Source organism: Corynebacterium sp. HMSC08F01, from assembly GCF_001807545.1.
GTDB classification, from domain to species: Bacteria; Actinomycetota; Actinomycetes; order Mycobacteriales; family Mycobacteriaceae; genus Corynebacterium; species Corynebacterium coyleae.
This window is the reverse complement of sequence record NZ_KV789314.1, coordinates 219,191-233,504: the sequence shown is the minus strand read 5'-3', so window position 1 is coordinate 233,504 and position 14,314 is coordinate 219,191. Positions and strand designations below refer to the sequence as shown.

Annotated in this window: 11 protein-coding genes; all 11 read left to right on the top strand. The window is 62.2% G+C overall.

Annotation, left to right across the window (positions count from 1 at the left end; genetic code table 11):
• The first annotated feature begins 157 nt into the window (after positions 1 to 157).
• The 11 genes from rsmH to HMPREF3171_RS07545 all read left to right on the top strand — a co-directional run bounded on the left by rsmH (position 158) and on the right by HMPREF3171_RS07545 (position 14,215).
• On the top strand, positions 158 to 1,171 hold the full coding sequence (gene rsmH, locus HMPREF3171_RS07595) for a 16S rRNA (cytosine(1402)-N(4))-methyltransferase RsmH (RefSeq protein WP_070483991.1): 1,014 nt from the start codon (positions 158 to 160) through the stop codon (positions 1,169 to 1,171).
• Positions 1,172 to 1,218: 47 nt separating this feature from the next.
• Positions 1,219 to 1,926, top strand: a complete 708-nt coding sequence (locus HMPREF3171_RS07590; RefSeq protein ID WP_141739360.1) for a cell division protein FtsL — start codon at positions 1,219 to 1,221, stop codon at positions 1,924 to 1,926.
• Between the two features lie 109 nt (positions 1,927 to 2,035).
• The gene (locus HMPREF3171_RS07585) at positions 2,036 to 3,988 is read left to right on the top strand and encodes a peptidoglycan D,D-transpeptidase FtsI family protein (RefSeq protein ID WP_083279395.1); all 1,953 of its coding nucleotides are present in this window, start codon (positions 2,036 to 2,038) and stop codon (positions 3,986 to 3,988) included.
• 24 nt (positions 3,989 to 4,012) lie between these two features.
• Entirely contained in the window at positions 4,013 to 5,518 is a 1,506-nt protein-coding gene (locus tag HMPREF3171_RS07580) for a UDP-N-acetylmuramoyl-L-alanyl-D-glutamate--2,6-diaminopimelate ligase (RefSeq protein WP_070483989.1), read from the top strand.
• On the top strand, positions 5,515 to 7,035 hold the full coding sequence (locus tag HMPREF3171_RS07575; protein WP_070483987.1) for a UDP-N-acetylmuramoyl-tripeptide--D-alanyl-D-alanine ligase: 1,521 nt from the start codon (positions 5,515 to 5,517) through the stop codon (positions 7,033 to 7,035). The genes HMPREF3171_RS07580 and HMPREF3171_RS07575 overlap by 4 nt, the downstream gene beginning before the upstream one ends.
• Before the next feature lie 39 nt (positions 7,036 to 7,074).
• On the top strand, positions 7,075 to 8,181 hold the full coding sequence (mraY, locus tag HMPREF3171_RS07570; protein ID WP_070483986.1) for a phospho-N-acetylmuramoyl-pentapeptide-transferase: 1,107 nt from the start codon (positions 7,075 to 7,077) through the stop codon (positions 8,179 to 8,181).
• On the top strand, positions 8,178 to 9,572 hold the full coding sequence (murD, locus tag HMPREF3171_RS07565; RefSeq protein WP_246815347.1) for a UDP-N-acetylmuramoyl-L-alanine--D-glutamate ligase: 1,395 nt from the start codon (positions 8,178 to 8,180) through the stop codon (positions 9,570 to 9,572). The genes mraY and murD overlap by 4 nt, the downstream gene beginning before the upstream one ends.
• Before the next feature lie 43 nt (positions 9,573 to 9,615).
• Positions 9,616 to 11,010 carry an FtsW/RodA/SpoVE family cell cycle protein gene (locus HMPREF3171_RS07560; RefSeq protein WP_070422193.1) on the top strand — a complete coding sequence of 465 codons (1,395 nt, stop codon included), beginning with the start codon at positions 9,616 to 9,618 and terminating at the stop codon, positions 11,008 to 11,010.
• A gap of 12 nt (positions 11,011 to 11,022) precedes the next feature.
• Positions 11,023 to 12,099: a UDP-N-acetylglucosamine--N-acetylmuramyl-(pentapeptide) pyrophosphoryl-undecaprenol N-acetylglucosamine transferase gene (locus tag HMPREF3171_RS07555; protein WP_070483982.1), complete on the top strand. Its 1,077-nt coding sequence runs from the start codon at positions 11,023 to 11,025 to the stop codon at positions 12,097 to 12,099.
• On the top strand, positions 12,099 to 13,520 hold the full coding sequence (gene murC / locus HMPREF3171_RS07550; RefSeq protein ID WP_070483981.1) for a UDP-N-acetylmuramate--L-alanine ligase: 1,422 nt from the start codon (positions 12,099 to 12,101) through the stop codon (positions 13,518 to 13,520). Before HMPREF3171_RS07555 ends, murC begins: the two co-directional genes overlap by 1 nt.
• 17 nt (positions 13,521 to 13,537) lie before the next feature.
• Complete coding sequence (locus tag HMPREF3171_RS07545) at positions 13,538 to 14,215, top strand: cell division protein FtsQ/DivIB (RefSeq protein ID WP_070483976.1); 678 nt, start codon at positions 13,538 to 13,540, stop codon at positions 14,213 to 14,215.
• Positions 14,216 to 14,314 lie beyond the last annotated feature (99 nt).

The following is a 14,314-nucleotide window of genomic DNA, read 5'->3' as shown; positions in this document are numbered from 1 at the left end:
GGGCAACCAATTCGGAGAGTGTGTACGGACTCTGTCCGGGGCGTGAAGCATTCTGGTGTACTTCCCCGACATCAGAACAGCCGCCCCGGACAGGGCTCTACATACTCCCCGGCTTAGAAGGAGCCGACGACTAACTGACCGCGAGGGGTGAGCCCGGATGGTGTACCGCACACACGCTGCAGACCCTCATGGGCATGTGCCGGTCATGCGCGACCGCATGGCCGAACTCCTGGCCCCAGCTGTAGAGGCGTTCGGCGCCAACGCCGTCATTGTCGATGGAACCCTTGGCGCTGGTGGCCACACCGAACACTTTCTCAACGTATTTCCGCAAGCGCGCGTGATCGGTGTGGATCGCGACCCGAATGCGCTGCAGCAGGCGACTGAGCGCCTGGCTCAGTTCGGTGAGCGTTTCACTCCGGTGCAATGCCGGTTCGACTACATCGGCGACGAGATCGCATCGGGGGAGGGCGAGACCTTCGACCTTGTGAGGCAGCACGGTGTGGCTGGTGCGCTGTTCGACCTCGGTGTTTCATCGATGCAGTTGGACCAGGAGGAGCGTGGCTTTTCCTACCGCGGTGACGCACCGCTGGATATGCGCATGGATCCGACCACCGGCATCACTGCGGCCGAGGTACTTAACACGTACTCGCACGGAGACCTGGCGAGGATTCTGAAGTCCTACGGCGATGAACGTTTCGCAGGCAAGATTGCGTCGGCTGTGCTGAAGGAGCGCGAGCGTGCGCCGTTCGACCGTGCGGACCGGCTCGTGGAACTGCTGTACAGCACCATCCCGGCCGCCACGCGACGTACTGGCGGTCACCCGGCGAAGCGCACCTTCCAGGCGCTGCGGATTGAGGTCAACCGCGAGCTTGAGGCTGTCGAGCGAGTGGTTCCGGTGATTACGGATTTGCTCGGCGTCGGCGGGCGAGCAGTGTTCATGAGTTACCAGTCGCTCGAGGACAAGATCGTCAAATCTGCCTTCGCTGAACTGACAGCTTCAAAGACGCCGGCGGGACTTCCGATGGATCTGCCGGGCACCGAGCCAACGTTCAAACTCATCACCCGCGGGGCGGAAAAAGCTCCGCAGGAAGAGATTGAGCGCAACTCGCGTGCAGCACCGGTGAGGGTGCGCGGCGTCGAGAAGCTTAAGCACTCAACGACAACCACATAACCCACAACAAACCACGTACAACACACAACCATCTGAGGACGGACACCATGGCAGCACGAGACACACGAGGTGGCTCCCGCGCGATGACGCTGACGCGCGATGGCAGTGCCCGCACCAGCCGTACAAGCGCTCCGGCACGTCGTCGCACGATGCCGGGTGTGAAGCCGCATGTGCCGCACTCCCGAGGGCGGGGGCGCCTCGGCTCGCAGCAGGTTGTGTCTGTGCGTGGGCGTCGGGTTGGCACGGTCGCGGCGCCGTCGCGTTTTTCCGCAGTGTCCGCACTTGCGGTGCCTCTGCTGGTGATCGGTATTGCTATAGCGATGCTGCTGTCCGGCGTGGCCACGACACAAACCTTCACCATCCAGCAGCTGCAGTCGAAGGAGCGTGAACTTGCCAACGAGGTCGAGTCGCTCAACCGTGACTTAGAGGATCGTCGTTCTGCTGCGGAGATCGCACAGCGCGCTGCAGGCGCAGGCATGGTGGTCGCTGGAGAACCTGGCCTAGTGGAGGTCATGGAAGATGGTCGTGCTGAAGAGCGCCGGCCTTTCAACCCAGAAAAGGTTGCCAAGATTGTCGACGTTAACGGCGAAGCGTTGCGTCAGGGCCGTGCAAGCAGTGATGACCGTGCAACCCGCGAGCTGGCGGATGCGCTGACTCAGGTTCCAGGTGGCAATCAAGCTCCGCCTCGTCCGCAGCAAGCACCGCAGGTTGCCAACGTGGCGCCGTATCAGGCAAATGTGCCCGCCGGCGAATAGACGTTAACGGTGGGGGTTGTGCCGCAGGCGTGTGGCGCAACCTCGTTTCGCATTTGTGCGGGGCATGATAAACGAGTCAATGAGCAGTTTTGGTAGGTGAGGAGGGCACGTGACATCCACGGGCACACCCCGGAAGCGTCCGGCGCCACGGAAGAGTCAGCGTCACATCACCAACCACCGTGTATTCCTTTTGACGCTTGTGTTCCTCAGCGTCGCAGCCTTGCTGATCGCACGCCTGTTTTGGGTCCAAGTGATCATCGGCGGCGAGTTGCGTGAAGTTGCCAAGGTGCAACGCCAGCGCGAGTATGTTGAGCCAGCACGTCGCGGTGAGATCGTGGACCGTGACGGCAAGCAGTTGGCGTACACGATGCAGGCAAGGTCGTTGACGGTCTCGCCGAAGCAGTTGCGTGAGGAACTGCGACAGCAGCAAGAGCTGCAGATGCGTATCGACGGCGTCCCCAAGGCAGATATCGACGCGCAGCTCGACGCCCGCGTTGAAGACGTGCTGCGCACAATGGCGAATGAGATCCCCGGCATGATCGGTGGCGAAACTGATCCACAGCCTACGGGTACAGACACAGAGCAGTTGCGCACTGTGGGCAGTGTCAGTGCCAAGGAGATTTTGGACAAGCTCCACGCCGACACGTCGTACGAAGTTTTAGTGCGCAACGTTGACCCGGATGTCGCTGCGAAGGTGGCGGCGAAGTTCCACGGTGTGGCTGCTGACCAGCAGGACATCCGCCAGTACCCGAACGGTGCTGTGGGGGAGAACATCATTGGCAAGGTTTCCATGGACGGGCACGGTCAGTTCGGCCTTGAGGCCTCTAGCGATGCGGTGCTTACCGGTATCGACGGCCGCTCGACCGAGGACGTCTCGGGAGGTGGGCAGTCCATTCCGGGCTCCCTGCGCGATGTGGTGCCAGCGGTACCTGGTGCGCGCATTGAGCTCACGGTAGACCTCGACCTGCAGACGTATGTGCAGCAAGTGCTTGAGCAGGCAAAGGCAAACTCTTTGGCAAAGTCGGCTGAGGCTGTCGTCCTTGACGCTCACACGGGTGAGGTGTTGGCGATGGCAAATACAGACACCATCAACCCGAACGGGGATATTGAAAAGCAGATCAAGCAGGGTAAGGATTTTGAAAACCCAGCGATCTCGCACCCGTTCGAGCCAGGCTCGGTGGCAAAGGTCATCGCTGCAGCGGCTTCAATCGATCAGGGGGTGACTGACCCGTTCGAGGTGCACCAGGTGCCGGGCTCGATCGACATGGCCGGTGTGACAGTGAGCGACGCCTGGCAGCACGATGTTCTGCCGTACACCACCGCAGGCATCTTCGGTAAGTCCTCCAACGTGGGCACATTGCAGTTGGCGCAGCGCCTCGGCGAGGAGCGCTACTGGGATTACCTCAACCGTTTCGGTATCGGTGCTCCGACCGGCATTGAATTGCCCAATGAGTCGCCGGGTCTGCTGCCGGTGCTTGAACAGTGGTCGGGCGGTACCTTTGCCAACCTGCCAATCGGTCAGGGCATGAGCTGGACTGCGCTGCAGATGGCGAGTGTGTACCAGGCGTTGGCCAACGACGGCGAGCGCATCCAGCCACGCATCATCGAGCGCATCGTCGGACCGGACGGGCAAGATATCCCGCAGGATGAGCCGCAGCGCAACCAAGTGGTGAGCAAGGAGGCGGCGCGTACAACGGTGGATATGTTCCGTGCCGCATTCCAAGAAGACCCGACCGGCAACCAGTCGGGTACTGCACAAGGAAATGCGCTAGAGGGCTACCAGTTCTCTGGCAAGACAGGTACTGCACAGAAGGTGAACCCGGAAACGGGCGCATACTCACAGAGCCAGTATTGGATTACGTTTGCGGGTATTGCCCCGGCGAACGATCCGAGATTTGTTGTGGCGGTCATGCTGGACGAGCCGCAGCGCGGTGTACTCGACGGCGGTGCCGGTGGCCAGTCTGCGGCGCCGGTGTTCCGCCAGATTGCGAGCTGGATGTTGGATAAGGAAAATATCCCGCCGAGCCCGCCCGCGGAACCGTTTGTTCTGCAAGCCCAGTAACGGCCCTGAAAGGAAGGAATTATCATGTCCTCAGCGCCCACGCTGACATCCCTCGCTGAGATTGCGGGGGCACGCATCGTCAATGCGCCGCAGGCACCGTTTGAGGTGTCGTTTATTGGTCTTGATTCCCAAAACGTGGAGCCCGGTGGCTTGTTTGCTGCGCTGCCTGGCACGCGGGTGCATGGCGCGTCGTACGCGTTCGATTCGGCCGCAGGTGCGATTCTGACTGACGAAGAAGGTCTTGCGATCATCCAGCAGACGTCGGATCGCCGGCCGGTGTTGGTCGTCGATAATGTGCGCGCGATTCTTGGCCATGTTGCCGCGGAGGTGTACGGGCATCCGTCGAAGGACTTCACGCTGCTGGGCGTGACTGGGACGTCGGGCAAGACCACCACGACGTACATGCTGGAGCGTGGACTGACACAGGCTGGTTGCAAGGTCGGCCTGATTGGTACGACGGGCACGAAGATCATGGGCCGCGATGTGGCCACCGAGTTGACTACGCCTGAGGCGCCGACGTTGCAGGCACTGTTTGCCCGCATGCGCGACGAGGGCGTTACGCATGTGGTGATGGAGGTTTCCTCCCACGCGCTCATGCTTGGGCGCGTGACGGGAGCCCAGTTCGACGTCGCTGGTTTTACCAATCTGTCGCAGGATCACCTTGATTTCCACCCGACGATGGAGGACTACTTCGAGGCGAAAGCCTTGTTCTTTGACCCGTCGAGCGACCTCCACGCGAAGCGCAGCGTGATCTGTGTCGACGATTCTTGGGGTCAGAAGATGGCCGCGCGCGCGGAGCACCCGGTGACGGTGGCAACCCGCGGTGAGCATGCAGAAGTCACTGCGGAGCTATTGCGTATCGACGACACCGGAACCCAGCACATTCGACTTCACACTCCAGAGCGTCAGGTGGAGTTTGCTCTGCCGATGCCGGGTGCGTTTAACGTCGCCAATGCCGCCCTTGCCACCACGCTTGCGGCGCAGGTTGGTGTCGATGTAGCAGCGTTTGTCGCAGGCCTAGAGCAGGCGGCGGTGCCGGGGCGCATGGAGCGAATTGATGAAGGCCAGGATTTTGTAGCTGTTGTGGATTACGCCCACAAGCCGGCCGCTGTCGCAGCAGTGCTTCAGACGCTGCGTGGACAGGTCGATGGCCGGATTGGTGTGGCGATCGGCGCTGGTGGTGACAGAGATTCCTCGAAACGCCCCCTCATGGGAGCGGAAGCAGCGAAGGGCGCAGACTTTGTTGTGGTGACTGATGACAACCCGCGCACCGAAGACCCGGCAGCGATCCGCGCAGCGGTGCTGCAAGGCGCACGCGACGCAGAAACGGCAGCCGAGATCATCCAGGAAGGCTCCCGTGCGAGGGCGATCGACGCGCTCGTCGAGTGGGCAAAGCCCGGCGATGCCATCATTGTCGTGGGTAAAGGCCACGAGGTTGGACAGATCATCGGCGACACCAAGCACCATTTTGATGACCGCGAAGAGATGCGGCGCGCACTTCGCGCCCGCCGAGAGAAGAGGAACGCATGATTGCACTGACGCTTCGCCAGATCGCGGAGATCACCGGAGGACACTTGAGCCCGGAGGCTGATCCGGACGCCTCGGTGACCGGGTTTGTGGAGTTTGATTCCCGCAAGATCGGCCCCGGCGGGCTATTCGTTGCGTTCCCGGGTGCGAACGTGGATGGCCACGACTTTGTGGGCAAGGCGGCTGCGGCGGGTGCCACGGCGTCGTTGACCACGAGGGAGGTCGGTCGGCCGGCTGTGGTCGTCGAGAAGCGACCGCCCAGTGCCGACGACAACTCGGACCTGGCGGTCAACGATCCAACTGGCTCCGCAGCAGGCGTTGTGGATGGGATGTCAAAGTTGGCCACCTATGTGGCCCGCGAACTGATGGAGAACCACGGGTTGCGGATCATCGGCGTGACTGGTTCTGCCGGCAAGACCTCGACGAAGGACCTGATCGCGGCGGTCCTGCAGCGTGCGGGCGAGACGGTGGCTCCTCCGGGGTCGTTTAATAACGAGATCGGCCACCCATACACGGTGCTGCGCTGCACGGAGGAGACGAAGTTCCTGGTCGCGGAGATGTCGGCGCGCGGTATCGGCCACATTGCGCACTTGGCCACGATTGCACCACCGCAGATCGGTGTGGTGCTTAACGTGGGCTCGGCGCACCTGGGGGAGTTCGGCTCCCGCGAGAACATCGCGCAGGCCAAGGGCGAACTCGTTGAGGCGCTGCCTGCCGATGGCATCGCGGTGCTCAACGCCGACGACGACCTGGTCAACGCGATGGCTCCGCGGACGAAGGCACGCGTGGTGCGCTTTTCCGCCAACGGCAATACGGCAACGGATTACTACGCCACCGATGTGGAACTGGATGCGGTGGCGCGTGCGTCGTTTATCATGCACACCCCGAAGGGTGATCCGCAGCGCGTAACCCTCAACGTGTTCGGTGCCCACCAGGTGGGCAATGCGCTGGCTGCAGCTGCAGTCGGCATTGAATCGGGCATGGATGCCGCAACTGTCGCGCAGGCGTTGTCTGATGCACATTCCGTGTCGGTCAACCGCATGGACGTCAACACCCGCGCCGATGGCGTGACCGTGATCAACGATGCCTACAACGCCAACCCTGAATCGATGCGGGCTGCCATTGCCGCGTTGGGTTACACCGCCGCGGCGCGCCCAGGTGTGCGCTCTCTTGCGGTGCTGGGGGAGATGGGCGAACTTGGCGCCGGTGCGGAACACGAGCACGCGGCGCTTGCCGATGAGTTGGCGCGCTACAGCGTCACCGACCTCATCACTGTCGGGAATAATGCGTCGATGGAAGCGCTGGCCGAGCGTGCTGAGCAATTCGGCATCCGCACCAGCAGCGTCGCCGATGCTGCCGAAGCCAGCGAGGTAGTGCGCGAACTGTTGGCTATGCCGCCAGCGGGTATCGACGACTGGCAGTCGCGCACCGACCGCGATGTCGTGCTGGTAAAAGCATCAAACGTAGCGCGACTGTGGGCAGTGGCCGAGGCGCTACTGCAAGGGCATACGCTTAGATAGTTCAACATGAATAACGAAACAGCAGCGAGGTAACACTTCATGGTTCAAGTCATTTGCGCCGGGATTCTTAGTTTCCTGGTCTCGATTTTTGTGACCCCGCTGCTCATTAGATATTTCCATCGCCGCGAGATGGGGCAGGAGATCCGCGAGGACGGCCCGAAGTCGCACGCCCGCAAGCGTGGCACGCCAACAATGGGCGGCATCGCTATTTTGTTAGCAATCGCGCTTGGCTACGTCGGCGGCAGTCTCTCAGCCTTGGCTACGGGCCACACGGCGTTTACTGCCTCGGGCCTGATCGTGCTGGGGCTTACGCTGTCGCTCGGCCTCGTAGGTTTTGCCGATGACGGCATTAAGTTGTTCATGCACCGCAACCTTGGCCTCAATAAGACGGCGAAGCTTGTGGCGCAGTTTCTCATTTCTATCGCCTTCGGGCTGCTTATCTTGCAGTTCCCGGACGAGAACGGTCTGACACCTGGCTCGACGTTCTTGTCGTTCGTGCGCGACATCGACACGATCAACCTCGCCATCGGCGGGGGTGTGGTGGGCACCATCATCTTCCTGGTGTTCATCTACATCCTGCTGGCCGCGTGGTCGAATGCAGTGAACCTGACTGACGGTCTCGACGGGTTGGCCGCTGGTACGACGGCACTTGTGATGGCTGCCTACTCGGGCATTACGTTCTGGCAGTTCCGTAACTCTTGTGACGCTGTCGCGACCGCTGGCTGTTACTCGGTGCGCGACCCGTTGGACCTGGCTATCCTCGCAGCGGCCGGTTTTGGCGCCTGCGTGGGTTTTTTGTGGTGGAACGCCGCACCCGCGAAGATCTTTATGGGGGATACTGGCTCGCTGGCACTCGGTGGCCTTGTTGCGGGCCTGTCGGTTGCTTCGCGCACCGAGTTGCTGATGGTTGTCATCGGCGCGTTGTTCGTCCTGGAGGCCGCCTCCGTGGTGATTCAGGTTGCGTCCTTCAAGACCACCGGCAAGCGAGTGTTCCGCATGGCGCCGTTCCACCACCACTTTGAAAACGGCGGCTGGCCAGAGACTGCCGTAGTGGTGCGTTTCTGGATCATCTCCGGGATGTCGGTCATGCTTGGCCTCGCGGCGTTTTATGGTGAGTGGCTCTCGTTGAACGGAGCGGGCCTGTGACGCTGCCAGATCATGTTTTAGTCGCCGGTGCTGGTGTTTCTGGTCTCGGCGCAGCACACTTGCTGACGAAGGCGGGTGCGAATTGCACGGTTGTCGACGACAACCCGGATGGGCGCGCAGCCGCTACCGCAAAAGGCTTCGCGGTGTGTTCCAGCGCTGAAGCGCGCGAGCGCTTCGCCGACACTGGCCTTGTGGTCACCTCGCCCGGGTGGCGACCTGATACGCCATTTCTTGTCGACGCCACCGCCGCCGGCATCGACGTCATCGGCGATGTTGAACTGTGCTTCCGCCTTGACCGCGCCGGCGTGTTTGGCGCACCGAGGACGTGGCTCGTCGTCACGGGCACCAACGGCAAAACCACGACTACGGGCATGCTGGCGGCGATGATGACCGAAGTCGGCGCCGACTCCGGCCGTATCGCACGTGCCTGCGGCAACATCGGCACCGCGGTCGGAGAGGTGCTGCTTCTCGACGAACACGTCGATGTCCTCGTTGCCGAACTGTCCAGCTTCCAGCTGCACTGGTCCTCCGAGCTCGTGCCGGATGCTGGCGTGCTGCTGAACCTGGCTGAAGACCACATTGACTGGCACGGCTCGTTTGCGGAATACGCCGCGTCGAAGGCGAAGGTATTGCAAGCAACGCATGCGGTTGCAGGTATCGACGATACGGAGGTGCAGCGTTTAGCTGAGCAGACTGGTCGCGACGACATCATCGGGTTCACACTTCAAGAGCCTGGCGACAACCAGGTCGGTGTTTCGGGCGGCAGGATCGTGGCCAAACTCGGCGGCGAAACTATCGACGTTGCAAGTGCCGACGGCATCGAGCCCGCCGGAGCCGCCGGTCTGCTTGACGCACTCGCGGCCGCTGCGGTGGCGTTGACCCAGGGGGCCAAGCCGCATCACATCCAGCGGGCACTGGAGAAGTACCGCGTGGCCGGTCACCGTGGGGCGGTGGTGCACTCCGGCGGCGGTGTGGATTGGGTGGATAACTCCAAGGCCACGAACCCGCACGCGGCGGATTCTGCGCTCACCGGTGCGGGCACGGTGGTGTGGGTCGCGGGAGGACAGCTCAAAGGCGCTGCCGTCGACGGTGTCGTCAAAGCACACGCTGATCAGTTCCGCGCCGTTGCTCTGCTCGGTGTGGATCGTGAGCTCATCCGCGCGTCTGTCAACGCGGCCGCCCCGGACGTTCCGGTGTTTGTCTCTGACTCCACGGATCCGGAACAAGCCATGGATGAGGTTGTTGCGTGGGCGGCGACCCAGGCGCAGCCGGGCGATACGGTGCTGTTGGCGCCGGCTGCTGCGAGCTTGGATATGTTTTCGGGCATGTCAGCGCGTGGCGACGCCTTCGCAGCGGCAGCGATGCGACACTGGAGCCCGGATAACAAGTAAGCTCAACTTCACGTTGAGACTTCTCGAATGAAAGGGCAGCTGCATGGCGGTGCAACAGGGGACAACGCGGCGTGCCCCGCGATCGACCGAGCCAACCTCAAAATTGGCGCTTAAGGTGCGCAAATTCGAGGAGTTTCTGGATTCCCGGCCGCTCATCGACTACACCATGATCCGCAGCATTGTCCTGGTGCTTGCAGGTCTTGGTGTGGTCATGGTGATGTCGTCGTCAATGGCGACGTCGTTCGCAGATTCCGAGAGCGTCTGGGGCGTGGCCATCCGTCAAACCGTCATGGTCATCGGTGGCCTGATCGCGTTTTGGGTGGCGCTGAAAACGCCGCCTGAGCGGCTGCGCAGCTTCTCCGCTGTCCTGATGGCCGCTTCCGTTATTTTGCTGATCTTGGTGCTCACGCCCTTGGGCACCGGCCGCGAAGAGGTAGGTTCCCAGTCGTGGATTGTGCTGGGCCCGCTGCGCCTGCAGCCATCGGAGGTGGCCCGTGTGGCTATCGCGATGTGGGGCGCGAAGGTGCTCGAACACAGAAATCCGCAACGTTTGTTCCAGGCCAACAACGGTTTCCTCGCGTTCTTTATCGTGGCTGCAATCTGTGTCGCGTTGATTGCCGCACAGGGCGACATGGGTATGGCTTTGTCGTTCGCGGTTGTGGTCGCCTTCATCCTGATCTTCGCGGGTGTGCCAAAGAAGGCAATCGTTTACCTGGGAATTGGTGGCGCGTTCTCACTGATTGTGGCGTTCTTGTCCGGAGGTTTCCGCTCTGCGCGTTTCCACGTGTACTTCGACGCACTGCGCGGCCACTTCGATGACACGCAAGGTATTGCGTTCCAGTCCCACCAAGGCTTTTTGTCGCTCGCAGACGGTCACATTTTCGGTGTCGGTCTTGGCCAGTCCCGCGCGAAGTGGTTCTACCTGCCTGAGGCACGCAACGACTTTATTTTCGCGATCATCGGCGAAGAGCTCGGCCTGTGGGGCGGCACCTTGGTTATTTCCCTGTTCGCCTTGCTCGGCTTTTTCGGTTTCCGTACCGCTCGGCGTGCGCAGTCGCAGTACCAGACGCTGATGGCGGCGGCGCTGACGGCAGCGGTTGTTTCGCAGGCGTTTGTCAACATCGGCTACGTCATCGGTCTGCTGCCGGTAACCGGCATTCAGCTGCCGATGCTCTCTGCCGGCGGTACCTCGGCGGTGATCACCCTGGGTGCGATGGGTGTGTTGGCAAACGTGGCTCGCCACGAGCCGGATGCGATTTCCGCGATGCAGAACTACGGCCGCCCAGTGTTCGACCGCATGCTTGGCGTCCAGGAGCCCCGTCCGATCACACAGCAACGCCAGCCTCGCGAGCACCCACGTGAGCAGGTACAGCGCAATCACCGCCCGACGGCGCCGGTGCGTCAAGCCACTGGTGGGCCGCGCCGCGTGCGTAGATAGCAGGAGGATTACATGAGTGAACTCAACGTCGTCTTGGCAGGCGGCGGCACCGCAGGCCATATTGAGCCGGCGCTCGCCGTGGGGGAGGTGTTGCGTGATCAGTTCGGTGCCAATGTTGTCGCGTTGGGCACGGAGCGTGGTTTGGAAACCACGATTGTTCCCGCCCGCGGTTTTCAGTTGGCGTTGATTGATCCGGTGCCCATTCCGCGCAAGAAGCCGTGGAAGTTGGCTGCGGTGCCGGCGAAGCTGCTGCGTTCGGTCAATCAGGCCAAGGAGGCGATGAAGTCTTCGGGTGCTCAGGTGGTGCTCGGTACCGGCGGGTATGTGTCCGCGCCGGCGTACTTGGCGGCGAAGTCGCTGCGGCTGCCGTTTTTCGTGCTGGAAACCAACGCGCTTGCGGGCATGGCGAACAAGCTTGGGGTCAAGCTCGGCGGCGTGGGCTTGAATGCGGTGGCGAATTCGGGCATGGCTGGCGATGTCGTCGGCATTCCGGTGCGTCCCGGTGTCGGGGTCGACCCGGATGGGGCAAAGCGTGAGCGTGGCCTACGCACGTGGGGCCTTGATCCGGAGAAGACGACTGTCCTCGTCACTGGTGGTTCCCAGGGTGCGGTGAGCATCAACACGGCGCTCGCCAATGCAGTGGAGCGCATCACCGCTGCCGGCCACCAGGTGCTGCACGCCTACGGGCGCAAGAACGACGCACCTGCACCCCACGAGGGTTATACGGCAGTGCCGTACATCGACGACATGGAGGCGGCCTATGCGGTCGCAGATGTGGTGGTGTGCCGCTCGGGGGCGATGACGGTTGCGGAGAACTCTGCGGCCGGAGTGCCTGCGATTTACATCCCGCTGCCGCACGGTAACGGTGAGCAGGGGTTGAACTCTGCACACTTGGTGGCCACAGGGGCGGCATTGCGTATCGACGACGCCGAGCTCAACGGCGACGTACTCGTCGAGAAGCTGCTGCCTTTGCTCAATAACGACGACGTGCGCGCCGAGATGCGTCGCGCAATTGCTCAATCCGGTGCCGGCAATGTTGCCGAGGACCTCGCGCGCCGCATTGCTGATGCGGCTGGAAAGGAAAACTGATGACGGATCTCTCACGCGTGCACCTCATTGGCATCGGCGGTGCTGGCATGTCGGGCGTGGCGCATATCTTGTTGGACCGAGGCGCAACCGTGACTGGCTCTGACGCGAAGGACTCCCGTCCGGTTCGCGCACTGAAGGCCAAGGGCGCGAAGGTGGCGCTTGGCCACGACGAGGCCCACCTGGAGCTCTCAGGCGAGCTGCCCACCGCGGTGGTGACGAGCTTTGCTGCTATCCCGCAGGACAACCCCGAACTCGTCCGCGCCAAGCGGGAGGGTGTTCCGCTGCTGCGCCGCTCGGACCTGCTGGCCGAGTTGATGGAGGGCCGTACTCAGCTGTTGCTCGCTGGCACGCACGGCAAAACTTCGACGACGTCGATGGCGGTCGTGGCGCTGCAAGCAGCAGGGCAAGACCCGTCGTTCGCGATCGGCGGGCAACTCAACCGTGCTGGCACGAACGCTCATCACGGCCAGGGCGAGGTTTTTGTCGCGGAGGCCGACGAGTCGGACGCGTCGCTGTTGCGTTACTCCCCAGATGTCGCCGTGATTACGAACATTGAGCCGGATCACCTGGACTTCTACGGCACGCGTGAGGCGTATTTCAAGGTGTTCGATGATTTTGCGGACATTGCGAAGAACATCGTGGTGTGCCTAGATGACGAACACGCCGCAGCTTGCGGTGAGCGCGCAATCGAGCGTGGTCTGACGGTTTACGGATACGGCACTGAAGAAGCCGCAAAGCGCCACCCGAGCGTGCCGGCAGCGGCGGTGATTACCGAAGAGCGCCAGGAAGGCGAGCACACCGCAGTCGGTGTGCGTTTGCGCACGCCTGATGTCTCCGGCGAGGTCACCTACAGCATGGCTATCCCGGGCCGCCACATGGTGCTCAACTCGGCAGCAGCGCTGCTCGGTGGGGTACTCGTCGGTGCGAATCCGGAGAAGCTCGCCCAGGGGCTCAGCGAGTTCACGGGCGTGCGCCGTCGTTTCGAGTACAAAGGCAGCGTCGGCGAGACTCGCGTGTACGACGACTACGCCCACCACCCGACCGAGGTGGAGGCGGTGCTTACCGCGGCCCGCGACAAGGTGGAAGCAGAAGGCAACGGTGCGCGTGTGGTCGTGTGCTTCCAGCCACACCTGTACTCGCGCACCCAGGAGTTCTCCAGCGAGTTTGCTAAGGCATTGTCGCTGGCAGACGAGTGCGTGCTGTTAGATATCTACGGTGCCCGTGAAACCCCGGTTGAGGGTGTGACCTCGCGCATTATTAGCGACGAAATGACCATCCCGGTGCACCTTGAACCGGACTTCTCTGCTGCTCCTGCAACCGTTGCGTCCGTGACCGAGCCGGGTGACTTGGTGCTCACGATGGGGGCGGGCAGTGTGACCATGCTGGCAGACGAGATCCTGGATGCGTTGGCGGGCAAGTAATGTCCACAAAAGTTCCCATGCCTGACTCAACCGAGGAGCAGCCGAAGCACCGGAAGATCCCGTACGGTGCGATCGCAGCAACGGTGGCCATTGTTGTGGCTGTGTGCGCGGCCGTGCCGTTCACGCCGCTGATGAGCGTGAACGATATTGCCGTCGAGGGGTCCGTGAACCTGCCCGAGGAGGAAGTACGCAACCTCACCGGGATTGATTACGGCACGCCGATAGGCAAGGTGAAGCCGCGCCGAGCCGCCGAGAATGTTGCCGCAAACCCCTGGGTGGATTCCGCAACAGTGTCGCGCGCGTGGCCGAACGGTGTCAGTGTGGAGATCACAGAGCATGATCCGGTGGCGTGGGTGGACATTGATGGCCAGCCGCACCTGATCGACCGGGAGGGCCGCGATTTCATCGTTGCGGCGCCGCCCGCAGGCGCTGTGGAGATCCAGGGGGTGGCCCAGGAGCGGTTTGCGCAGGCGGTGGAGGTGGCGTCGTCGATTAGCGATGTTGCCCGGCCTCGCGTCCGCGCGCTCAAAGCCAACGGTGACTACACCTACATGCTCGTGCTTGACGACGACCGCGTAGTCCAGTGGGGAGCTGCAACCGACAATGCGAATAAGGCGCTGGCGCTCGAAACCGTGCTCCAGTTGGAAGGCCACGAGTTCAATATTTCTAACCCCGAGTTGGTGACCTCGCGCTAAAACCCCAGGTCACAACCCTAAAGTACAGGTTTAGGGTTGTGACACGCCGGGGGAGAACACAAAAAATGCTTCGCTTTCAAACATGATGGGACGCAACTG

What these genes read in the sequence shown, in the direction of transcription:
- HMPREF3171_RS07555 (WP_070483982.1), top strand. Translation starts at nt 11,023, where the DNA reads ATGAGTGAACTCAACGTCGTCTTGGCAGGCGGCGGCACCGCAGGCCAT.
- mraY (WP_070483986.1), top strand. Translation starts at nt 7,075, where the DNA reads ATGGTTCAAGTCATTTGCGCCGGGATTCTTAGTTTCCTGGTCTCGATT.
- HMPREF3171_RS07590 (WP_141739360.1), top strand. Translation starts at nt 1,219, where the DNA reads ATGGCAGCACGAGACACACGAGGTGGCTCCCGCGCGATGACGCTGACG.
- HMPREF3171_RS07545 (WP_070483976.1), top strand. Translation starts at nt 13,538, where the DNA reads ATGCCTGACTCAACCGAGGAGCAGCCGAAGCACCGGAAGATCCCGTAC.
- HMPREF3171_RS07560 (WP_070422193.1), top strand. Translation starts at nt 9,616, where the DNA reads ATGGCGGTGCAACAGGGGACAACGCGGCGTGCCCCGCGATCGACCGAG.
- HMPREF3171_RS07575 (WP_070483987.1), top strand. Translation starts at nt 5,515, where the DNA reads ATGATTGCACTGACGCTTCGCCAGATCGCGGAGATCACCGGAGGACAC.
- rsmH (WP_070483991.1), top strand. Translation starts at nt 158, where the DNA reads ATGGTGTACCGCACACACGCTGCAGACCCTCATGGGCATGTGCCGGTC.
- HMPREF3171_RS07580 (WP_070483989.1), top strand. Translation starts at nt 4,013, where the DNA reads ATGTCCTCAGCGCCCACGCTGACATCCCTCGCTGAGATTGCGGGGGCA.
- murC (WP_070483981.1), top strand. Translation starts at nt 12,099, where the DNA reads ATGACGGATCTCTCACGCGTGCACCTCATTGGCATCGGCGGTGCTGGC.